Below are 20,628 nucleotides of genomic sequence, written 5' to 3'. Positions count from 1 at the left end.
CGGCTACATGACGGCGAGCTGACCGCCGTCGACGACGAGCTCGGCGCCGTGCACGAACGAGGCCTCGTCCGAGGCGAGGAAGGCGTACACCGCGGCCACCTCCTCGGCCAGGCCCGTGCGCCCGAGCGGGATCTGGTCACGGGCGTAGGCGGCCACGAAGTCCTCGCCCAGCGAGGCCGCGATCTGCGCGTTGAGCGGCGTGCTGATGTAGCCGGGGCACACGGCGTTCACCCTGATGCCGTGCCGCCCGAGCTCGACCGCCATCGTCCTGGTCAGCTGCAGCACCCCGCCCTTGGAGGCGTTGTAGTGGGCGTAGTCGGCCTCGCCCTTCAGTCCGTTGGTCGAGGCCATGTTGACGATCGCGCCGCCCGTGCCGCGGGCCACCATGCGCCTGCTCACCGCCTGGGCGACCAGGAACATCCCGCGCAGGTTGACCGCCATCAGCCGGTCCCAGTGTTCGGCGGTGATCTCCAGGAACGGCTCCCGCCAGGCCACCCCCGCGTTGTTGATGAGCACGTCGATCCCGCCGAGCGCGGCCTCTGCCGCCTCGACCAACGCTTCGACGTCTCCGGGAAGGCTCACGTCGCAGGCGGTGCCGCCTGCCGCGCCCAGCCGGGCGACCACCTCGGCCACCTGCTCGGCGTCCACCCCGCACAGGAAGACCCGGGCGCCCTCGGCGACGAAGCGGGCCGCGGCCGCCTCCCCGATACCACTGCTCCCGCCGGAGATCAGCACTGCCTTGCCAGTCAGTCCACGCATTGCGCGACCGTAGCAACCTCCCCCTGTCCGTGGATAGGATTCCGCCTAGCGAAATCCCCTACCAGGAGAGTCGGATGAAGTCCTCGCCGGTGGAAAGCGTCGACCGGGCTCTGCGCATCCTCAAGCTGCTGGCGGGCAACGGCCAGGGCATCACCCTGGAGGAGCTGGCCACCAGCTCCGGCATCCCGCGCAGCTCGCTGCACCGCCTGCTCAGCGCGCTGCGCCATCGCGGTTTCGCCGCCCAGCCGGAGCCGAACGGGCCCTACTTCCTGGGCACCGAGATGCTCGCGATCGCCTTCCGCTACAGCGAGAACCTCGACCTGCGCGCCCTGGTCCACCCGCTGCTGCTGCGCCTGCGCAAGGAGCTGCAGGAGACCGTGCACATGGCCGTGCTCGACGGCGGCGAGGTGGTCTACGTCGACAAGGTCGAGGCCAACCACCCGATCCGGATGACCTCGGTGATCGGCGGGCGCAACCCGGCGCACACCACCGGCGTCGGCAAGGCGCTGCTGGCCTGGACGTACCCCACGGACGAGGCCATCGGCCTGTGGGCGCGCAGCTACCAGCCGCTGCAGGCCAGGACCCGCCACTCCATCACCTCGCCGGCCAAGCTGGCCGAGGAGATGCGCCGCATCCGCGCCGCCGGTCACGCGCTCGACATGGAGGAGAACGAGGAGGGCGTGCGCTGCGCCTCGGTGCCGGTGTTCCTCGGGCGGCCCACACCGCTGGCCGCCATCAGCGTCACCGCCCCGAAGAGCCGTTTCCCCACCGAGAAGCTGGCCGCCGCCGCCGAGACCCTGGCCAGGGTGGTCGCCGAGCAGGACGACCCGCTCGCCTCCGATGCGTGAACCTTGACACCACCGATCCGGCACTGCTTTCCTAATAACTGGAATTGGTTTCCGGCATACGGAAAGGTCGAACGATGGCCTTGGCATTTCCGCGGCCCCTGGCCGTCATGACCGTGGCCGCCCTGCTTCTCGCCGGTTGCTCGGGCGGGAAGAAGACGGCGGACCCCAACGCCCCGGTAACCATCACCTGGTGGACCGGGCAGGCAGAAGACGCGGAGAAACTGCTGGAAGCCCTCGCCGCGGAGTATCACACGGCACACCCGAACGTGACGATCAAGGTCTCGGCGGGCGCGCCCACCACGGACGAGCTGCTCACCAAGCTGTCCGCGGCCTTCGTCAGCGGCACGCATCCGGACATCTCCTACGCCTACGGCAGCTGGGCCACCCAGCTGGCGCAGAGCGGCAGGACCCAGGACCTCAGCGCCGAGGTCGCCGATCCCAAGCTCGGCTGGCAGGAGTTCCCGCCGGCCGCCAGGGCCACCGCCACGGTAGACGGCAAGGTCATCGGCCTGCCCGCGGTCGTGGACAACCTCGGGATCATCTACAACAAGAAGCTCTTCGACCAGGCCAAGCTCGCCTATCCCACGGACGACTGGACCTGGGACGACTTCCGCGCGGCGGCCAAGAAGCTGACCAACCACGCGACCAATGTGTACGGCACGGCCTACCCGGTCTCCGGTAGCGAAAACACCACGTGGATGCTGTGGCCGCTGCTGTGGCAGCACGGCGGCGCCATCCTCAGCAAGGACGGCAAGACCCCGCAGTTCAACTCCGACGCGGGAGTCCAGGCGCTGACGTTCCTGCGCGACATGGCCGTCACCGACAAGTCCATGTACCTCGACCAGACCGACGAGAAGTTCGGTCCCCTGTTCCTCGACGGCAGGGTGGGCATGCTGATCACCGGCCCCTGGCAGATGTACGACATCAAGCAGCGCAAACTCGAGTACGGCGTGGCCTTCCTGCCCGGGTTCAACGGCGACCACCAGACCATCTCGGGCCCGGACCTGTGGACCCTGTACGACCACGCCGATCCCAACCGCGCCAAGGCCGCCAAGGACTTCGTGATCTGGCTGACCAGCAAGGACACCGACGCCCGCAACAGCCTGGTCAACGGCAACCTGCCGCTGCGGGACTCGGAGAAGACCACCCCGGCCTACCAGAAGTTCACCAAGGACTTCCCTGGCGCGCAGAAGTTCGTCGAGAACCTGGCCAACGCCATGCAGCCCAGGCCCACGGTCCCCGGCTACGTCGAGCTGTCGCAGTACGTCGGCGACGCCGTCTCCCAGGTCCTGCAGGGCGCGGCCGAACCCAAGGCGGCGCTGGACGCGGCGGCCAAGAAGTCGACGGAAGCGCTGGCCCAGTGATGGCCACCTCGCAGACCATCGCCCGCACCGCCGTCCGCGGTCACCGGAAGGCCACCGGCAAGCGCGGCAAGGACGCGCTCACCGGCTGGGCCTTCATCGGCCCCGCCTGCCTGGTCATCGGCGGGCTGTCCGTGTTCCCCGCGGTCTGGGCGTTCTTCATCTCGCGCACGAAGTGGAACGGCATCACCGACCCGGTCGACGTGGGCTGGGGCAACTACGAGCGGATGATCCAGGACCCCAACGTGATCTCGGCGGTCCAGCACACGCTGGTGTTCACCGCGCTGTTCGTGCCCGCCTCGATCATCATCGGCATGGTCGTCGCGGTCGCGCTGAACAGGAAGATCCGGTTCATCGGCTTCTACCGCACTGCCATCTTCGTGCCGTTCGTCGCCTCGGCCGCCGCCACCGGCATCCTGGCCAGCTTCGTCTTCAACCCGCAGTTCGGCGCCGCCAACGAGCTCCTGCGCCGCGTCGGCCTGCCGGCCCAGCAGTACCTGGAGAGCCCCGCCCAGGCCATGCCGGTCATCGTGGTGATCGCGCTGTGGGGCCAGATCGGCTTCACCGCGGTCGTCTACCTGGCCGCGCTGCAGGACATCCCCAAGATCCTCGTCGAGGCCGCCGTGGTCGACGGCGCCAGCCCCATCCGGGTCTTCCGCCACGTCACGCTGCCCCAGCTCGGCCCCGTCACCGTCTTCACCGCCGTGTGGCAGACGATCACCGCGCTGCAGCTGTTCGACCTGGTGTACACCACCACCCGCGGCGGGCCGATCAGCGCGACCCAGACCATCGTCTACTACATCTACAAGACCGCCTTCCAGGGCCAGCGCTACGGGTACGGCTCGGCCGTCGCGTACACGCTGTTCGTGATCACCCTGCTGATCACGGTCGGCATGGTGCTGTACTCCCGGCGGAGCAAGGTGGGTGCGTTCTGATGCGCTTCAGCCGGTGGCACCTGCTGCTGATGCCCTTGGCGCTGCTGTTCCTGTTCCCGCTGGTGCAGATGCTGCTGACCGGGTTCATGAGCGACGCGGAGATCAACCGCTTCCCGCCCGGGCTGATCCCGACCAGCCTGCACCTGGAGGGCTACATCGGCCTGTTCCAGGAGACGCCGATCCTGCGCTGGCTGCTGAACACCGTGATCGTGTCGACGATCTCGATCGTGTCGCACCTGGTGCTGTGCTCGCTGGCCGGCTACGGGTTCGCCCGGCTCAAGTTCCCCGGTCGCAACCTGGGCTTCCTCGGGATCCTGGCCACGATCATGATCCCGCCGCAGCTGCTGATGATCCCGACCTACCTGATGTTCGCCCGGATCGGCATCGTCGACACGCTGGCCGCCGCGTTCGTGCCGTGGCTGGCCTCGGCGTTCGGGATCTTCCTGATGCGGCAGTTCTTCCTGTCGCTGCCCCCCGAGCTGGAGGACGCCGGGCGCATCGACGGCTGCGGGCGGTTCGGGGTGTTCTGGCGGATCGTGCTGCCGCTGGCCAAGCCCGCGCTGGCCACGCTGGCCATCTTCACCCTGCTCGGGTCGTGGAACGACCTCATCTGGCCGCTGATCGCCATCAGCGACCAGGACTCCTTCACCCTGCAGGTCGGGCTGACCACCTTCCACGGCGCGCGGCGGACCAGCTGGTCGCTGCTGATGGCCGGGAACGTGGTCGCCACCATGCCGCTGATCCTCGGCTTCGTGCTGGCCCAGCGCCAGTTCGTGGCCACCATGACCTTCAGCGGCCTCAAGGGGTGATCCCTTTGCCATTTGGATGGAATCCGATTCCGCACAATGGAAGGACAATGGTGAACCATACCCGGATGAAGGCCGCCATGGTGGCGGGAGCCGTACTCGCGGCCTGGTTATCCACGGCGAGCTCCGCACAGGCCGCCACCAACACGCTCGCACCGGTCTCGATGACCACTACCGCGGGAGCCACCGGCAGCGGGCAGACGGTCTCCAACCTGGCGGTCAGGGACCAGAGCGGCACGCAGGACACCTACACCAAGTACGTGGAGTTCTCGCCCTCCGGCAGCGCCGCCTATGCCGGTTACCGCACCTACACGGTGCCCTCCTCGGTGCCGCCGTCGAGCGTCACCGGGATCCAGGTCGAGGCCAACTACCGCGGCCCCGCCACCGCCCAGCAGACGTGGACGTGGTCGCTGTACGACTGGACGAGCAGCAGCTGGACGCAGATCGGCACGAACGCGGGCGCGCCCTCCTGGGGCTCGTGGAAGCTGCTGTCGTTCAGCGCCGGCGGTGGGTTCGTCTCCAGCACCGGCTCGATCCGGGTACGGCTGGCGGCCGGCAACACCTCCGACAGCGCCGACGTGGACTACGAGGCCGTCACCGTGACGAGCTCGTCCTCCAGCGACACCACGCCGCCCTCCACGCCCACCGGGCTGGCCGTGACCGGGACGACCGCGAGCTCGGCCTCGCTGTCGTGGAACGCCGCCACCGACGACGTGGGTGTCACCGGCTACGAGGTGCTCAAGGACGGGGCCGTGGCCGCCACGGTCACCTCGACCAGCGCCACCGTGACCGGCCTGGCCGCCTCCACCGCCTACAGCTTCACCGTCAAGGCGCTGGACGCCGCGGGCAACAAGTCGGCCGCCTCGACGGCGGTGACCGGCACCACCACCTCGGGTGGCGGCGGTGGCGGCACCATGTGGAAGCCGGCGCTCAACAGCCGCTGGCAGTACCAGCTCCAGGGTGACGCCGCCTTCGCCTCGACCGGCGGCATCGACGTCAACATCTGCGCCGTGCCGTACACCGGGGGCTCGTGCGTGAAGCCCAGCGTCTTCGACATCGACCTGTACGTCGACGAGCTGGTCTCCGGCAACAACCACACCGTCAACACGGCCGCGGTCAACGCGATCCACGCCAACGGCGGGCACGTGCTCTGCTATGTCGACGCCGGGGGCATCGAGAACTTCCGCCCCGACTACCAGGAGGCCGTCGACTGGGACAACGCGCACAACCACCAGCTGATCGGCAAGCCGTACCCCGGGTTCACGAACGAGTCGTACGCCAACATCAACAACAACGTCGGCCAGCGTGACTTCATGCTCCAGCGCATGGAGAAGCGCGTGACGGCCTGCGAGCAGGCCGGCTTCGACGCTGTCGAGTTCGACGTGGTCAACACCTACGAGGACGGCCAGGCGACGACCGGCTGGAACATCAGCGCCGCCACCCAGCTGATCTACAACAAGGCGCTCGCGGCCATGGCGCACCGGCACGGGATGTCCGTGGCGCTGAAGAACGACATCTCGCAGATCTCGGACCTCGTCGGTGACTTCGACTTCGCGGTCAACGAGCAGTGCGTCCAGTACAGCGAGTGCGGCGACTACAGCCAGTTCACCGGCGCGGGCAAGGCCGTCTTCCAGGTCGAGTACACCATGAGCAGCAACACCAACGACTCGGCATCCGGCCGCTGCGCAACCGCCAACAGCCTCAACCTCAACTCCATCCACAAGAACAAGAACGCCACCCTGTTCTCCCAGCCCTACCGCCCCTGCCGCTGATGCCACTGAAGATCCCGACCGAATACGTGGATGCCAGGACCACCGGCATCCACTGGCCGGGTGAACCGGTGAGCTTCACCGAGTTCGCCGCCGCCCGCCACAGCCTGCACGACGGCCCGTTCACGCCGCCGTTCATGGTGCTGCGGCGGGCGGCGGTCCGGGCCAACATCGCCGCGCTGGCCGATTTCTGCGCCCGGCGCGGCGTGCTGCTGGCACCCCACGGCAAGACCACGATGGCGCCCGCCCTGTTCCGGCAGCAGCTGGAGGCGGGTGCCTGGGGCATGACCGCGGCCACGCCCAGCCAGGTCCGGGCCTACCGCAGCTTCGGCGTGGAGCGGATCCTGCTGGCCAACGAGCTGGTGGACCGGCGTCTGGCCGCGTGGATCGCCTCGAAGCCCTGCACGTTCGTGTGCCTGGTGGACTCGCGGGCGGGCGTCGACCTGCTCGCGGGCACCGGGATCCAGGTGCTGATCGACGTCGGGTACCCCGGCGGGCGTACCGGCGTCAGGTCCGTCGAGGAGGCGGCCTCCCTGGCGTCCTACGCGGCCGGCCGGGTCAGGGTGGCGGGCATCTCGGGCTACGAGGGCGGCATCGCGGACGCCGAGGAGGTGATCTGCTACCTCAAGACGCTCCGCGAGGCCGCCCAGGCGGTCGCGCCCTACGCCGAGGACGAGTTCATCATCAGCGCGGGCGGCAGCATCTGGTTCGACCTGGTCGCCGACCACCTGGCGGGAGAGGCCCAGCTGATCATCCGCAGCGGCGCCTACGTCAGCCACGACCACGGCTACTACCAGCGCCTGACTCCCTTCCAGCGCCTGACCGCCCACGGCCCGATCCACGCTGCCCTCGAACTCTGGGCCCCCGTCCTCTCGGTCCCGGAACCGGGAGTCGCCTACGCCCTCATGGGCAAACGGGAGGCCCCCTACGACATCGACCTCCCCGTCTCGCTCGACCATCCCGGCCTCAAGGTCCGCGCGGTCAACGACCACCACGCCCAACTGGACGTCCCATCCGGAATCACCCTCACCCCCGGAGACCTGCTCCGCTTCGGCGTCTCCCACCCGTGCACGGCCTTCGACAAATGGCGCACCCTCCTGGTGGCAGACGAGGACGACGCCGTAGTCGACCTCATCCGGACATACTTCTAACCACCGGGATCCCGCATCGCTTTTCCGGGGTGATGCGAGATCCCGGCCCTCCCCGTCTGTCTGGTTCGTGACGAGGTCATGGGTGGGCGGTGATCGGGTCTCTGGTTCGCGTGGCCGGTGGGCGAAAGGGTTGTGCCCAGGCGATGTGAAGGAGACGTCATGGGTGCCTGGGTGCGCAGGAGGGCCACGGGAGCGTGGCATGGGCCGCTCGTCGGATGCGCGGCGGTGATGGCGGTGCTGGCCGTCGTCAGCCTGGTCGGGCTGCTGGTCGACGGGCGGATGGTGTCGGGGCAGGGCGTGTGGCTGAAGCCGTTCAAGTTCTCCGTCTCGCTCGGACTGTACGCCGCGACGCTGGCGTGGATGATCGGGCAGGCGGGGCGGTGGCGGCGGACGCTGTGGTGGCTGGGGACCGTGACCGTGGCGGGGTTCGTCACACCGGAGATCGTGTCCATCACGCTCCAGGCGACGCGCGGCGTGCGCAGCCACTTCAACTTCGAGACCGGGTTCGACCAGACCGTGTTCATGGTCATGGGCGGGGCCGCGTACCTGGGCTGGCTGCTGACCTTCGGGATGGGGATCCTGCTGGTGGCGCAGCGGCGGGTGGACCGGGTGATGTCCTGGGCGATCCCGCTCGGGCTGGCCATCTCGCTGGCGGGCATGTCGATCGGCTACCTGATGACCGCGCCCACCCCCGACCAGGCGCGAGGCCTGGCGGCCGGCCTGCGCCTGACCACGATCGGCGCGCACAGCGTCGGCGCGCCCGACGGCGGCCCCGGCATGCCGGTCACCGGCTGGGAGACCGGCGCGGGCGACCTGCGGGTGGCGCACTTCGTCGGCCTGCACGCCCTGCAGGTGATCCCGCTGATCGCGATCGGCCTGCGCCTGCTGTCCCGCCGCTTCGCGCTGCTCGCCGGTACGGTCACCCGCACCCTGCTCGTGATCGTCGCGGCGGCCGGGTACGGCGGGCTCATCGCGCTGACGCTGTGGCAGGCGCGGCGCGGTCAGGCCCTCGTCCACCCCGACGCGCTGACGCTGCAGGCCGCGGCGGGCCTCGCCGGGCTGGTGGCGGCGGCCGTCGTGCTGGTGCTCGGCACAGCCCACGTCCGAGCCCGCCTGACCCGAGGCAGCGCCCGCCCCGTCCCGCTGACCCGGAGCGGCGACCGTCGCGGCGAACTGGCCCGAAGCGGTGGCCCGAAGCGGTGACCATGGCGGGTGGCCTAGGGCTCCGAAGGGCTGGGAGAAGCGGTCTTCTAGGCTGCACAGGTGCACAACCGGGCAAAACTCATCGTAGTGGCGGCGTTCGCCGGCTTCGCGAGCATCTATCTGGGAGCCGGTTCGCCCGTGGCCGTGGCCGTGTTCGCGGTCCAGGTGGGTTTCATCCGCTGGCGGGCGTGGTGGGTGGTCGGCCTGCAGGCCGTACTCGCCTACGGGTCGGTGTGGTGGTTCGGGAGCTCGGTGGGCATTCTCGGGTTCGTCGGCGGGTCGCTGCTGCTGACCCGGCTCTGGCCGCTCGCCCTGGCGGTGGCCGCGAGCGCCGCCCTGATCGGCCCCGCCGACCCGGCGATCAGCATGATCCTGGTCGCCCTGGTCGTCTACGGCCTGACCAGGATGCTCGACCGGATCGAAGAGGTGAACGCGGCCAGGCTGTCGCTGGCGGTGACGGCCGCGGGCGAGGAGCGGCTGCGCATCGCCGCGGAGCTCAGTACCGGCCTGGGTCGGGCGCTGGCCACGATCGCTGACGGAGCCAGGAAAGGCACCCCCGACGTGGAGACCGCGCGCCGCTCGCTGGCCGACGCCCGGGCCGCGGCGGCGAACTACCGGGCCATGTCCCTGGCTCCCGAGATCACCACCGCCAAGGCGATGCTGGCCGCCGCGGGTATCACCGTGGAGGTGCGCGCCGGGCACACGGAGCCGCTCGGCCCCGCCGGCGCGCTGCTGGCCGCGGTGCTCAGGGAGTCGGTGACGGAGATCGTACGGCGGCGCACCGCCACCACCTGCCTCATCGAGACCCTCACCGAGGGCGCCACGGTCCGGCTGCGCGTCACCAACGACGGAGCCCGGACGGCGGGCGACGAGAACCTCGGCGACCTGCCCACCCAGGTCGAGGCGGCGGGCGGCAGGCTGGCCGTCGGTCTGGCGGACGACGCCTCGATGACCGTGGAGGCGAGCCTGCCCACCACCCGGCCGCCCGTCCAACCGGCGCACGATGGCGCGCTGGCGATGGCGCTGCTGGCGGCCGTGGTGATCGGGTTCTCGGTGAAGGCGCTGCTGATGGCCGGTTCGCCGTGGCCGGCCGTACCGCTGGCCGTCATCGTCTTCATGCAGCTGCGCTCGGTCCAGGGCCGCCACCCGTGGGCGCTGGCGATCATGGCGGTGCTGACGTTCGCGCCGATCCCGCTGTTCGGGAAGGTCTGGCTGGGCGTGGCCGGATTCCTGGCGGGGCCGATCCTGCTGGCCTTCCCGTGGGCGATGGCGCTGCCACTGGTGGCGGCCGTCGTGGGCGCGACCGTGGCCGCCGCGGTCCTGCTCGGCCTGCCGTTCCCCGTGACGCTGAACTACGCGATCAGCACGGTGGTGACGGGTCTGGTCGTGTACGGCCTGCTCAGGCTGGCCCAGCTGGCCAGGGAGCTGCGCGAGTCCAGGGACGGCCTGGCCCGCGCGGCCGTGGTCGAGGAGCGGCTGCGCGCCGCCCGCGACCTGCACGACCTGCTCGGCCACAGCCTGGCCGCGATCCTGCTCAAGTGCGAGCTGGCCCGCAGGCTCGACCCCGGCCGGGCGCGCGAGGAGCTGGACGACGTGCTGACCATGACCGAGCGGGCGATGAGCGACCTGCGCACCGTCTCGGGAGAGCAGGGAGAGCTGTCGCTGACCGCGGAGGCCCGCTCGGCCGCCTCGTTGCTGGCCGCCGCCGGCATCGAGGTCGAGCTCGACTTGGGCCACGACGCCCTCGGCGCGGACGTGGACACCACGCTCGGCATCGTGCTGAGGGAGGCCGTCACGAACGTGCTGCGGCACAGCTCGGCCCGCCGGTGCGCGATCACCACGGTCACGCGGGACGGCACCGTACGGCTGAGCGTGCGCAACGACGGGGCGGGCACGTCGAAGGAACGCCACGGCTCGGCCGGGATCGGCAACCTGACCACCCGGCTGGCGGCGCTCGACGGGCACCTGGAGGTCGGGCTCGAGGACGGCTGGTTCGAGCTGACGGCCACGGTCCCGACGCGGGTGTGGGAGCCCGCCTAGATCCAGCCCGCCTCGGAGGCGATGCGCACGGCGTCAGTGGGGGTGCGGGCGTTGAGCTTGGCGATGATCGCGGTGATGTAGTTGCGCACCGTGCCCGCGCTCAGGAACAGCCCGCCGGCGATCTCGGCGGCCTCCGCACCCCCGGCGACCAGCCGCAGGACGTCGGCCTCGCGGGGCGTGAGCGGGTTGTCGGCCAGGTTCCACGCGGTGGCTGCCAGCGCGGGATCGAGGACCCGCTCGCCACGCGCCACCTTCCTGATCGCGGCCGACAGCTCCTCCGGCGAGGCGGTCTTCAGCATGAAGCCGTCCACCTGCGAGGCCAGCGCGCGGCGCAGGTGCCCCGGCTTGCCATGGCCGGTGAGCATGAGCGTGCGGCACTCCGGCAGCTTGGCGCGCAGCTCGCCCGCGGCGTCGAGCCCGTCGGCCGTGCCCGGCATGTCGACGTCGAGGACGGCCACGTCCGGCCGGTGCACCAGCGCGGCGGCGACCACCTTGTCCCCCGAGTCGACCGCCTCGACGACCTCGAGGTCGGGTTCGAGGCCGAGCAGCGCCACGAGCGCTTCCCTGATGACGTGCTGATCCTCGGCCAGCAGCAAGCGAATCACCTGACCATTATGTCCGGATCATGAGGATGTCATGGCCGGTCGGTGATCGGCTCTCTGGTGACGGAAACCGCAGATCACCAGGCTTGTCCTCATGACGGAAGCAGTCCGGTTGGACCAGGTGAGCAAGGTGTACGGCAGGGGCCAGGGCGCGGTGGCGGCCCTGCGCGAGGTGTCGGTGGGCATCCCGAAGGGGAGCTTCACCGCCGTGATGGGCCCGTCGGGCTCGGGCAAGAGCACGTTCCTGCACTGCGCGGCGGGCCTGGACGTGCCCAGCTCGGGAGCGGTACGGCTGGGTGGCACGGACCTGACGGGCCTGGCAGAGAACGCGCTGACCGAGCTCAGGCGGCACCGCGTGGGCTTCGTGTTCCAGGCCTTCAACCTGGTCGCGGCGTTGACCGTGACGGAGAACATCACCCTGCCGCTGATGCTGGCCGGGGCCAAGGTGGACCGGGCGTGGCTGGACGAGGTCGTGAACCGGGTGGGCCTGGCCGGGCGCACCGGGCACCGCCCGGCGCAGCTGTCGGGCGGCCAGCAGCAGCGGGTGGCGATCGCCAGGGCGCTGGTGACCAGGCCGGAAGTGGTGTTCGGCGACGAGCCGACCGGCGCGCTGGACACCATGACCGCCCGCGACGTGCTGACCCTGCTGCGCGAGGTGGTCTCGGCGCTGGGCCAGACGGTGGTCATGGTCACCCACGACCCGCTGGCCGCCGCCTACGCCGACACCGTGCTGTTCCTGGCCGATGGCCGGATCGTGGACGCGATGACGAGCCCGACCGCCGAGAAGGTGGCCGAGCGGATGACCCGGCTGGGGGCGTGGACGTGATGATCTCCTTCGCATTGAAGACGCTGCGGCATCGCAAGGCCGCCTTCGCCGGCGCGTTCGTGGCCCTGCTCTGTGCCGCCGCGCTGGTGACCGCGTGCGGCATGCTGCTGGACACCGGCCTGCGCGGCAAGGTCGCGCCCGAGCGGTACGCCGGAGCCCCGGTGATCGTGGCGGGCGACCAGTTCGTCAGGCAGACCAAGGACAGCGGCAAGCAGAAGGCCAAGCCGCTGTCGGAGCGCCGGTGGATCCCCGCCTCCCTGGCCAGGGAGGTCGAGCGCGTCCCCGGCGTGACCAAGGTGGTCACCGAGGTGAGCTTCCCCTACGCCGGGTTCACCGCGCACGGCTGGGAGTCGGCCGCGCTCACGCCCTTCACACTGGCCTCGGGCCGCCCGCCCAGGGCCGCCGGTGAGGTGGTCGTGGACGCCCGCCATGCCGGCCAGGCGATCCCCGGCTACCGCGTGGTCGGTGTGACCCGGCAGGCGCTGCCCGGCCAGGACACGCTCTTCTTCGCCACCGCCGAGGCCCGCCGGCTGGCCGGGCACGACGGCCTGCTGACCGCGATCGGCGTCTGGCCCCGCGTCGACGTCACCGTCAAGGGCGCCGTCGCCTACACCGGCGACGAGCGCGGCACGGCCGAGTTCCCCGAGGCGGAAGGCTCCCGTGCAAGGCTCATCAGCCTGGGCGGCGCGCTCGGCGGCACCTCGCTGCTGGTGGCGATCCTCGTGGTGGTGGGCACGTTCGCCCTTTCGGCGCAGCAGCGCAGGCGCGAGATCGCCCTGCTGCGCGCCGTCGGCGCCACGCCGCGGCAGGCCAGGAAGCTCATCGGCGGCGAGGCCCTGCTCATCGGCGTGGTCGCCGGTCTGGCCGGGTCCGGCGCCGGGATCCTGCTGGCGTTCTGGCTGCGGACCAGGTTCGTCGCGCTGGGCGCCATGCCCGCCAACCTACCCCTGGTGGTCAGCCCGTTCCCGGCGATCGTCGCGGTGGTGGCCACGCTGGTGGCCGCGTGGGTGTCGGCTCGCGTCTCGGCCCGCCGTACCGCGCGGATCAGGCCGGTGGAGGCGCTGGGTGAGATGGCGCTGCCCGCGGCGCGGCTGCCGCGGGCGCGGCTGGTCGCCGGGCTGCTGGCGGTGGCCGGGGGCGCGGTGCTGACGGTGGCGCTGTCGTCACTGTCGACCGAGGCGGCGGCCAGCCCGGTGACCATGCTCACCGCGCTGGTGTGGACGACGGCGGTCGCGCTGCTCGGGCCGCCGATCGCGCGGGCGGTGGCGGCGCTGCCGCTGCGGGCGCCCGGCGCGGGCGGCTACCTGGCGGGCAGGAACCTGCGGGCGGGGACGGCGCGGCTGGCCTCGGTGATCGTGCCGCTGAGCCTGTTGACGGCGATGACGTGCACGATCCTGTTCTCGCAGACCACCGTGGGTCACGCCGCCCAGGGGCAGGTGAACGCGGGCGTCAAGGCCGACCACCTGCTCGGCGCGGGCTCTCCCGCCGCCGCCGTGCGCGCGCTGCCGGGCGTCCGCGCCGTCACCGAGGTGCTGCGCACCACGGTCAGGATCGACCTGGAGAAGTACGGCGCGCAGGCGGTCACACCCGAGGGCCTGGACCAGACGATGGACCTCGGCGTCGAGGCGGGCTCGCTGCGCGGGTTCGGCGAGACGTCGGCGGCGGTCAGCCGTACCGCGGCCGACCGGCTGGGAGTCGGGCTCGGCGACCCGATCGCGCTGGTGCTCGGCGACGGCACGCCGGCCACGGTCCGGGTGGTGGCCATCTACGGTCGCGGACTCGGCTTCGGCGATCTGACCCTGGCACGCGGGCTCGTCGCGGCCCACGTCGACGATCCCCGGGGCACCGTCCTGGTCGCCGGCGGCGAGCGGGAGGCGCTGCGGCGGCTGCCCGGCGTGACCCTGGCCGACGAGGCGGGCGCGGCCCAGGCGGGCACGGCCAACGCGGCGGTCGCCTTCGTGGCCATGGGCCTGATCATCGCCTTCTGCGCGATCGCCGTGGTCAACACGCTGGCCATGTCGACATTGGGCAGGGTCAGGGAGCTCGCGCTGCTCCGCGTGGTGGGCACCACGCGCCGCCAGGCGATGCGGATGCTGTGCGCCGAGACGGTGACGGCGACCGTCGCCGCCGTGCTCATCGGGACGGCGATCGCGCTGGTGACGCTGGGCGCCTTCGGCAGGGGGATGACCGGGTCGGCGCTGCCCTACGTGCCACCCCAGGCCTACGCCGCGGTCATCGCCGCCGTCGCGGCGCTGGCGCTGGCGGCCACGGTGATCCCGGCCAGGTTCGCCCTCCGGGCCCGCCCCGCCGACGCGCTCGGCGCCCGCGAATAGCGGTCCCTGGACGCACGGACCTGAGCATCTACGGCGTGCGCAGGCTGCCCGTCATCTGGTAGTCGACAGCCTCAGGCGCCAGTGCTCGGCTGCCTGGGTCATGTCGTGGGTGACGAGCTGGAAGAACTGGCTCGTCGTGTGGAGCCGGGCGCCGGCGGGGGTTGCGGTGCCGAGGACGGCGGCTCCCCGCTGGGCGAACTCCGTCCACATCGACATCGACCGGAGGCTGGCCTGCCAGGCCATGTACCAGACGTGGTCCTCGATGAGGTAGCGCTCCCGCCTGTCTCCGCGCTCGCGCCTGAGCAGGCCGCGCTGCTCGAGCCAGTTCACCGCCTTGGAAACGGAGGCCGGGCTCACCTGCAGCCGGGTGACCAGCTCGGCTGCGGTGAACCCGCCGCTGTCGCAGGTGAACAGGCAGACGAGGATCCTGGCCATCATCGCCGGGACGCCCGTCTGGATCATCATCTCGGCGAAGCCCTCCTCGAACGCGCGCACCTCCTCCGGGTCGCGCCCGTGGGTGTCGGCGCTGACCGGTGTGGCGTGGGGCAGGCCGGGCTTACGGCGGGCCCGCCAGCTGGTCGCCTGCTGTGCGTGGTTGGCGCGGTAGTGGCCGGGCCCGCCGTTGCGGGTGATCTCGCGGCTGATCGTGGACCTGGGCCTGCCCAGGCGGCGGGCGATCTCGGCGTAGCTGAGCCCCGACGACAGCGCGGCGGCGATGCGCTGTCGATCTTCGTAGGTGAGACGACCTCCCGGCATTCAAACCCCTGGTGCATTCAGCTTCAATGTCATTGCACCGACGATATCGCTTCTACCTGGGGGAGCGGCTTTCGCGCGTTGTCAGTGTGCGAAACACCTTCCTAGCGTGCTGGACATGGCACACGACACGATCCCTTCGCTGCCCACCGAGCGGCCCGCGGGTCGCCCGTTCGATCCGCCCGCGGGCCTGGCGGAGCTGGCCCCGCTGAGCCGGCTGCGGTACCCGGACGGCCACATCGGCTGGCTGGCCACGAGCCACGCCCTGGTCAGGGCGGTGCTGGCCGACCCGCGCTTCAGCGTCCGGCCCGAGATCAAGCACCTGCCCATCCCCGGCGTCCCCGGCAGCGACCGCCCGGCCCCTCCGGGCATCTTCACCGCGATGGACGCACCCGAGCACACGCGCTACCGCCGCCTGCTCACCGGCCAGTTCACCGTCCGCCGGATGCGGCAGCTGGCCGAGCACATCCAGGCGATCACGACCGAGCACCTGGACGCCATGGCGCGCCACGGCTCGCCCGCCGACCTGGTCGCCGAGCTGGCACAGCCGATTCCCGCCCAGGTCATCTGCGAGCTGCTCGGCGTGCCGTACGCCGACAGGGCGCGCTTCCAGGCCGACGCGCTGAAGCTGTTCCGCCTCGGGACCGCGCAGGAGGAGATGATCGCCGCCTACACGGCGGTGCAGGGATTCATCGCCGAGCTGGTGCCCGCCAAGCGGGCCAAGCCTGACGACGACCTGCTCAGCGGGCTGATGGCCACCGACCTCACCGACGAGGAACTGGTCAACATCGGCTTCGTGCTGCTGGGCGCCGGGCTGGACACCACGGCCAACATGCTCGCGCTCGGCACCTACGCCCTGCTGACCCACCCCGACCAGCTCGCGCTGCTGCGCTCGGACCCCGGCATGGCCGACCACGCGGTCGAGGAGCTGCTGCGCTACCTGAGCGTCATCCCGATGACCGTGCGCACCGCGCTCGAGGACGTCGAGCTGGACGGCCAGACGATCAAGGCGGGCGAGTCGATCACGGTCTCGGTCCCCGCGGCCAACCGCGACCCGGCGCACTTCGCCGACCCCGACACGCTCGACCTGCTGCGCGCCACCGGCGGGCACGTCGCCTTCGGCCACGGCGTCCACCAGTGCCTGGGCCAGCAGCTGGCCCGCGTGGAGCTGCAGGTCGCGCTGCCCGCGCTGGTCACCCGCTTCCCCACGCTGCGCCTCGCGGTTCCGCCGCAGGACATCGCCATGCGCACCGACATGATCATCTACGGCGTGCACGCGCTGCCCGTCGCCTGGGAGGTGTGACCCATGAAGGTCTGCCTCGTCACCGGCGCGTCCTCCGGCATCGGCCTGGCCGCCGCGCTCGAACTGCGGCGGGCCGGCCACACCGTGTACGGCGCGGCGCGCCGCGTGCCCAAGATGGAGCGCCTGCGCGCCGCCGGCGGCCACGTCATGGAGATGGACGCCCGCAAGGACGGCGACCTCGAACGCGCCATCCGCACCGTCGTCGACGAGCAGGGCAGGATCGACGTCCTGGTCAACAACGCCGGAATCGGGCTCCATGGCGCGATCGAGGACGTGCCGCTGGATCAGGCCCGCGACCAGTTCGAGGTCAACGTGTTCGCCCCGGCACGGCTGATCCAGCTCTGCCTGCCGTACATGCGCGAGCAGAGGTCCGGCACGATCGTCAACGTCTCCTCCATCGGCGGCGAGATCGCGTTGCCGCTCGGCGCCTGGTACTACTCCTCCAAGCACGCGCTCGAGGCCTACTCCGACTCGCTGCGGCAGGAGCTCGGGCCGTTCGGCATCCGCGTCGTGATCGTCCAGCCCGGCATCATCAAGACCGAGTTCGAGAACGGCACGGCCCAGGAGCTGCGCGACATCTCCGGACACGGCGCCTACGCCCGGATGGCCGAGGCGATGGCCAAGCGAGCCGAGACCGAGCTGGGAGGCGGCAGCAAGGCCTCCGATCCCGTCGTCGTCGCCCGGGCGATCAGGCAGGCTGTCGACTCGCCCAGACCCAAGGCCCGCTACGCGGTCGGCTACCTGGCCAGGCTGCTGCTGTTCCTGGACAGGTACCTGCCCGACCGGGCCTTCGACCGCCTCGCCACCAGCGCCATCAAGTAGGGGGAACCATGCGTGTCTCAGTCGACACCGAGCTGTGCACCGGCGCGGGCCAGTGCGTCCTGGCCGCCGCCGATGTCTTCGACCAGCGGGACGAGGACGGCCTGGTGCTGCTCCTGCGCCCCACCCCGCCCGCTGCGGACTTCGACGCCGTACGGCAGGCCGCGCTGCTGTGCCCCACCCGGGCGATCAGCGTGGAGGAGTGATGGGCCGTCCGGATCACGTCGTGATCGTGGGCGCCTCGGCGGCGGGACTGACCGCCGCCGAGACCCTCCGCAGACAGGGGCACGACGGGCACATCACGCTGATCGGGGAGGAGGCACGCCCGCCCTACGACCGGCCGCCGCTGTCGAAGCAGATCCTGGCCGGCGTGTGGGAGCCCGACCGCGTCGCGCTGCGCCACGGGGAGCTCGATCTCGACCTCCGGCTGGGGACGGCCGCGACCGCCCTGGACGTCGCGGCCAGGACGGTCACGCTGCGCGGCGGCGAGCGGCTCGGCTTCGACGGGCTGATCATCGCGACCGGCGTGACCCCGAAGCGGCTGCCCTGCCTGCCGGACGCGCACGTGCTGCGCACCCTGGACGACGCGCTGGCGCTGCGTGCCGCCCTGCGCGGGGCGAAGCACCTGCTGGTGGTCGGGGCGGGGTTCCTCGGCGCGGAGGCCGCCGCGTCCGCCCGCACGCTGGGCGTCGAGGTGACGCTGGTGGACCCGCTGCCCGTGCCCATGGCGCGGCAGTTCGGCGAGCGGATCGGCGAACTGGTCGCTGAACTGCACCGGGAGCACGGCGTGGACCTGCGGATGAACACCGGGATCGCCCGGCAGCGCGGCGACGGCGCCGTCGAGCTCACCGACGGCACCCTGGTCGAGCCCGACCTGGTTCTGGTGGCCATCGGCGCCACGCCCGCCACCGGCTGGCTGTCCGGCAGCGGGCTCACCCTCGACGACGGGATCGTCTGCGACCCCGCCTGCCAGGCGGCGCCCGGGATCTACGCGGCCGGCGACGTGGCCCGCTGGGTCAACCCGCGCTACGGCACCTCCATGCGGGTGGAACACCGGATGAACGCCACCGAGCAGGCGATGGCCGCCGCGGCCAACCTGCTCGGCGCCGCCCGCCCCTTCGACCCGGTCCCGTACTTCTGGACGGACCAGTACGACACCAAGATCCAGGCCTACGGCCACCTGTCACCGGACGCCGAGGTCACCGTGGTCCGCAGCGACGTCTCCAGCCGGAGGTTCGTCGCCACCTACACCGGCGACGGCCGCGTCACCGGCCTCCTCGGCTGGAACATGCCCAGGCAACTGCGCGAACTCCTGCGGGAGTACCGCCTGTGGCCTACAACTGCGGCCTCGTAGCGAGCGCCTCGAAGGGGTCGCACTTGGCGATGACGGTACGGAACCGCTGGAGGATCTCCACCGTCTCGCTCGGCCCGAACGCCCGGGCGTACAGGCCGGCCAGGGCCAGCTGGTGGTCCTCCACCACCAGCGGGTCGTCGATGAGGCTCGGGCCGTGCAGCAGGTGCAGGAGCAGCAGGTCCGAGCTGTCGGGATCCGGCAGGCGCACGATCGTGAAGCGCGGCGCGTCGGGCACGAACTCCGACTGGGAGGCCGGGCGCATGATCTGGATCGTGATGTACGGCTGCTCGGCCGCCGCGATCAGCCAGTCGATCTGCTCCAGCCGATCCGCCGGATTGGCCAGCGGCGGATCGAGCAGCGCCCTGGGATCGATCACCGCCCACAGCGTCGGCCTGCCCTCGCGCTCCAGCGCCTGCTGCCGGCTGCGGATGACGTCGACTCCCCCGGGGACCTGCGCCGGCTGCGCGCCCGGCATCGTCGCCCGCGCGTAGGCCGGCGTCTGTAACAGCGGCGGCAGGATCGTGGGGGAATAGGTCATCAGATGGCTGGCCTGGTCCTCCAGCGCGAGCACCGTCGACAGCCACACCGGGATCTCCGCCGCGTCGAACCAGCCGGCGTGCCGCTCGCCGCTCAGCAGGCTGAGCAGATGGTCGCGGTGACGCTGGTCCAGCACGCCGTACTGCGTCAACAGCGTCTCCACGGTGGAACGCCTGGGCACGACCTGTCCGTTCTCGATCCGGGCGATCGTCGTGGGGCTGACCCCCGCCGCCGATGCCGCCGCCCTGATGGGTAGCCCGACCTGTTGACGCAATCGTGCGAGCCGAGCGGCCAGCACGAAGTGCGCGGGCTGCTGTTCAAGCATCGGTCCCTCGCCTTTCGACCACGATGCTGTCCCGTAGCTCCGATCATGCTCCACGGTAAGGAGCGACCCGCCCCACGGCGAGGCATTCCCGGGAAATGGGTACAAGACGTGATCTTGAATAAATGGGTCAGCGGGCTGACCTGATAACGAAAGTACCGCTTTGAAATGCGTCTATTGCGATACTCGCCACCTTTGGTGGACTATGACTCGGATCATTGACGATGGTCATCTTGTGGAAATGGGTACAGCAGGTGGGGGTCCGAGGCCAAAGGAGGTATGGGGCGAAGTGGTAGAAAGCGCTCTGACCTGGTCTTTTGCCTCATTGGCCATGGCACGGCACGCCGTACCCGACAATCCGCACTCAGCTGTCAGAGACTTCTTCGTACGCCGCGGGAGACACGGGACCGTCGAGCTCAGAAGCGGCGAGGTCCACCTGGAGAAGCTGCTGCTCGAACCTGTCGACGACCTCGTCGGGCAGTTCGGCCAATTTCAGCGCGATCGCGCGCAGATGGGGAGCGCGGTCGAGCAATTGCAGCAGCTTGGTGTCGGGGTCTTCCTCGAGGCCGAAGTCGGCCAGAGTGGCGCCGAAGAAACGCGCGATCGGCAGCAGCGTGCCCGGCAGGGGCGTCATGATCGTGCCCTCGAGCAGGTTGAGCAGCGTCTGGTAGCTGGGTCCTGTGCCGCCGTTGTGCTCCTTGATGGCCGCGGCCAGCCGCCTGCTGCCGTTTCCCTTGTCCGCCCAGGGCAGGCCGTTCGGCGCGAGCGTCCGCTCCATCAATGCCCGCAGGGTGTCTGCCACCTGCTGGGCGAGCGGCGACAGCGCCATGAACGTCCCTTCAGTCCGTGGATGACCCGCCTGGAGGCTCCCACTCTAGGGCCGGGCCTGATCGCTCGTCGATCGAGA

19 protein-coding genes are annotated in these 20,628 nt (G+C 70.9%); 14 read left to right on the top strand and 5 right to left on the bottom strand.

Translation table 11 applies throughout. From position 1 onward, the window contains the following. Positions 1–3: 3 nt before the first annotated feature. Positions 4–759 (bottom strand): SDR family NAD(P)-dependent oxidoreductase, encoded by a 756-nt coding sequence (locus tag ACIBHX_RS31020; RefSeq protein ID WP_397070863.1) that lies wholly within the window; start codon positions 757–759, stop codon positions 4–6. Between the two features lie 74 nt (positions 760–833). Here ACIBHX_RS31020 and ACIBHX_RS31015 point away from each other — a divergent pair, with 74 nt between their 5' ends. The 8 genes from ACIBHX_RS31015 to ACIBHX_RS30980 all read left to right on the top strand — a co-directional run bounded on the left by ACIBHX_RS31015 (position 834) and on the right by ACIBHX_RS30980 (position 10,872). Further along, complete coding sequence (locus ACIBHX_RS31015; protein ID WP_397070862.1) at positions 834–1,607, top strand: IclR family transcriptional regulator; 774 nt, start codon at positions 834–836, stop codon at positions 1,605–1,607. Positions 1,608–1,681: 74 nt separating this feature from the next. Continuing rightward, positions 1,682–2,971, top strand: a complete 1,290-nt coding sequence (locus ACIBHX_RS31010; protein ID WP_397070861.1) for an ABC transporter substrate-binding protein — start codon at positions 1,682–1,684, stop codon at positions 2,969–2,971. Then, positions 2,971–3,903 carry a carbohydrate ABC transporter permease gene (locus tag ACIBHX_RS31005; protein ID WP_397070860.1) on the top strand — a complete coding sequence of 311 codons (933 nt, stop codon included), beginning with the start codon at positions 2,971–2,973 and terminating at the stop codon, positions 3,901–3,903. The genes ACIBHX_RS31010 and ACIBHX_RS31005 overlap by 1 nt, the downstream gene beginning before the upstream one ends. Then, positions 3,903–4,712, top strand: a complete 810-nt coding sequence (locus tag ACIBHX_RS31000) for a carbohydrate ABC transporter permease (RefSeq protein ID WP_397070859.1) — start codon at positions 3,903–3,905, stop codon at positions 4,710–4,712. The genes ACIBHX_RS31005 and ACIBHX_RS31000 overlap by 1 nt, the downstream gene beginning before the upstream one ends. Before the next feature lie 47 nt (positions 4,713–4,759). After that, positions 4,760–6,481, top strand: a complete 1,722-nt coding sequence (locus ACIBHX_RS30995) for an endo alpha-1,4 polygalactosaminidase (RefSeq protein ID WP_397070858.1) — start codon at positions 4,760–4,762, stop codon at positions 6,479–6,481. Then, entirely contained in the window at positions 6,481–7,629 is a 1,149-nt protein-coding gene (locus ACIBHX_RS30990) for an alanine racemase (RefSeq protein ID WP_397070857.1), read from the top strand. Before ACIBHX_RS30995 ends, ACIBHX_RS30990 begins: the two co-directional genes overlap by 1 nt. Positions 7,630–7,788: 159 nt before the next feature. Next, positions 7,789–8,832: a hypothetical protein gene (locus ACIBHX_RS30985; RefSeq protein WP_397070856.1), complete on the top strand. Its 1,044-nt coding sequence runs from the start codon at positions 7,789–7,791 to the stop codon at positions 8,830–8,832. Between the two features lie 60 nt (positions 8,833–8,892). Continuing rightward, positions 8,893–10,872, top strand: a complete 1,980-nt coding sequence (locus tag ACIBHX_RS30980; RefSeq protein ID WP_397070855.1) for a histidine kinase — start codon at positions 8,893–8,895, stop codon at positions 10,870–10,872. On the opposite strand, the gene ACIBHX_RS30975 is transcribed toward ACIBHX_RS30980, so the two are convergent. After that, positions 10,869–11,477 (bottom strand): response regulator, encoded by a 609-nt coding sequence (locus tag ACIBHX_RS30975; protein WP_397070854.1) that lies wholly within the window; start codon positions 11,475–11,477, stop codon positions 10,869–10,871. The two genes, ACIBHX_RS30980 and ACIBHX_RS30975, sit on opposite strands and share 4 nt — an antisense overlap. A 91-nt stretch (positions 11,478–11,568) precedes the next feature. Between ACIBHX_RS30975 and ACIBHX_RS30970 the strand changes: the two genes are divergently transcribed. After that, on the top strand, positions 11,569–12,300 hold the full coding sequence (locus ACIBHX_RS30970; protein ID WP_397070853.1) for an ABC transporter ATP-binding protein: 732 nt from the start codon (positions 11,569–11,571) through the stop codon (positions 12,298–12,300). Next, on the top strand, positions 12,300–14,633 hold the full coding sequence (locus tag ACIBHX_RS30965) for an FtsX-like permease family protein (protein ID WP_397070995.1): 2,334 nt from the start codon (positions 12,300–12,302) through the stop codon (positions 14,631–14,633). Before ACIBHX_RS30970 ends, ACIBHX_RS30965 begins: the two co-directional genes overlap by 1 nt. 51 nt (positions 14,634–14,684) lie before the next feature. Here ACIBHX_RS30965 and ACIBHX_RS30960 read toward each other — a convergent pair whose 3' ends face one another. Further along, positions 14,685–15,389 carry a helix-turn-helix domain-containing protein gene (locus tag ACIBHX_RS30960; protein ID WP_397070852.1) on the bottom strand — a complete coding sequence of 235 codons (705 nt, stop codon included), beginning with the start codon at positions 15,387–15,389 and terminating at the stop codon, positions 14,685–14,687. 115 nt (positions 15,390–15,504) lie between these two features. On the opposite strand from ACIBHX_RS30960, the gene ACIBHX_RS30955 reads away from it, so the two are divergent. The 4 genes from ACIBHX_RS30955 to ACIBHX_RS30940 are packed head-to-tail and all read left to right on the top strand — an operon-like array spanning position 15,505 to position 18,862. After that, a complete protein-coding gene (locus tag ACIBHX_RS30955; protein WP_397070851.1) occupies positions 15,505–16,689 on the top strand; it encodes a cytochrome P450 in 1,185 nt (394 codons plus the stop codon). A gap of 3 nt (positions 16,690–16,692) precedes the next feature. Further along, complete coding sequence (locus ACIBHX_RS30950; RefSeq protein WP_397070850.1) at positions 16,693–17,511, top strand: oxidoreductase; 819 nt, start codon at positions 16,693–16,695, stop codon at positions 17,509–17,511. Between the two features lie 8 nt (positions 17,512–17,519). Next, entirely contained in the window at positions 17,520–17,714 is a 195-nt protein-coding gene (locus ACIBHX_RS30945; protein ID WP_397070849.1) for a ferredoxin, read from the top strand. Further along, a complete protein-coding gene (locus tag ACIBHX_RS30940; protein WP_397070848.1) occupies positions 17,714–18,862 on the top strand; it encodes an NAD(P)/FAD-dependent oxidoreductase in 1,149 nt (382 codons plus the stop codon). The genes ACIBHX_RS30945 and ACIBHX_RS30940 overlap by 1 nt, the downstream gene beginning before the upstream one ends. On the opposite strand, the gene ACIBHX_RS30935 is transcribed toward ACIBHX_RS30940, so the two are convergent. Together ACIBHX_RS30935 and ACIBHX_RS30930 are read right to left on the bottom strand one after the other, a co-directional pair. Continuing rightward, complete coding sequence (locus ACIBHX_RS30935; protein ID WP_397070847.1) at positions 18,843–19,724, bottom strand: helix-turn-helix domain-containing protein; 882 nt, start codon at positions 19,722–19,724, stop codon at positions 18,843–18,845. The genes ACIBHX_RS30940 and ACIBHX_RS30935 overlap by 20 nt on opposite strands. Before the next feature lie 361 nt (positions 19,725–20,085). Then, positions 20,086–20,550, bottom strand: coding sequence for a hypothetical protein (locus ACIBHX_RS30930; RefSeq protein WP_397070846.1), 465 nt, complete (start codon positions 20,548–20,550; stop codon positions 20,086–20,088). Positions 20,551–20,628 lie beyond the last annotated feature (78 nt).

The sequence above is a fragment of the Nonomuraea sp. NPDC050536 genome (assembly GCF_044457685.1).
In the GTDB taxonomy this organism is placed as follows: domain Bacteria; phylum Actinomycetota; class Actinomycetes; order Streptosporangiales; family Streptosporangiaceae; genus Nonomuraea.
This window is presented reverse-complemented; position numbering and strand designations above follow the sequence as displayed.

Coding starts and splice junctions, on each gene's coding strand:
- ACIBHX_RS31020 (WP_397070863.1), bottom strand. CDS start 759: ATGCGTGGACTGACTGGCAAGGCAGTGCTGATCTCCGGCGGGAGCAGT.
- ACIBHX_RS31015 (WP_397070862.1), top strand. CDS start 834: ATGAAGTCCTCGCCGGTGGAAAGCGTCGACCGGGCTCTGCGCATCCTC.
- ACIBHX_RS31010 (WP_397070861.1), top strand. CDS start 1,682: ATGGCCTTGGCATTTCCGCGGCCCCTGGCCGTCATGACCGTGGCCGCC.
- ACIBHX_RS31005 (WP_397070860.1), top strand. CDS start 2,971: ATGGCCACCTCGCAGACCATCGCCCGCACCGCCGTCCGCGGTCACCGG.
- ACIBHX_RS31000 (WP_397070859.1), top strand. CDS start 3,903: ATGCGCTTCAGCCGGTGGCACCTGCTGCTGATGCCCTTGGCGCTGCTG.
- ACIBHX_RS30995 (WP_397070858.1), top strand. CDS start 4,760: ATGGTGAACCATACCCGGATGAAGGCCGCCATGGTGGCGGGAGCCGTA.
- ACIBHX_RS30990 (WP_397070857.1), top strand. CDS start 6,481: ATGCCACTGAAGATCCCGACCGAATACGTGGATGCCAGGACCACCGGC.
- ACIBHX_RS30985 (WP_397070856.1), top strand. CDS start 7,789: ATGGGTGCCTGGGTGCGCAGGAGGGCCACGGGAGCGTGGCATGGGCCG.
- ACIBHX_RS30970 (WP_397070853.1), top strand. CDS start 11,569: ATGACGGAAGCAGTCCGGTTGGACCAGGTGAGCAAGGTGTACGGCAGG.
- ACIBHX_RS30965 (WP_397070995.1), top strand. CDS start 12,300: ATGATCTCCTTCGCATTGAAGACGCTGCGGCATCGCAAGGCCGCCTTC.
- ACIBHX_RS30960 (WP_397070852.1), bottom strand. CDS start 15,389: ATGCCGGGAGGTCGTCTCACCTACGAAGATCGACAGCGCATCGCCGCC.
- ACIBHX_RS30955 (WP_397070851.1), top strand. CDS start 15,505: ATGGCACACGACACGATCCCTTCGCTGCCCACCGAGCGGCCCGCGGGT.
- ACIBHX_RS30950 (WP_397070850.1), top strand. CDS start 16,693: ATGAAGGTCTGCCTCGTCACCGGCGCGTCCTCCGGCATCGGCCTGGCC.
- ACIBHX_RS30945 (WP_397070849.1), top strand. CDS start 17,520: ATGCGTGTCTCAGTCGACACCGAGCTGTGCACCGGCGCGGGCCAGTGC.
- ACIBHX_RS30940 (WP_397070848.1), top strand. CDS start 17,714: ATGGGCCGTCCGGATCACGTCGTGATCGTGGGCGCCTCGGCGGCGGGA.
- ACIBHX_RS30935 (WP_397070847.1), bottom strand. CDS start 19,724: ATGCTTGAACAGCAGCCCGCGCACTTCGTGCTGGCCGCTCGGCTCGCA.
- ACIBHX_RS30930 (WP_397070846.1), bottom strand. CDS start 20,550: ATGGCGCTGTCGCCGCTCGCCCAGCAGGTGGCAGACACCCTGCGGGCA.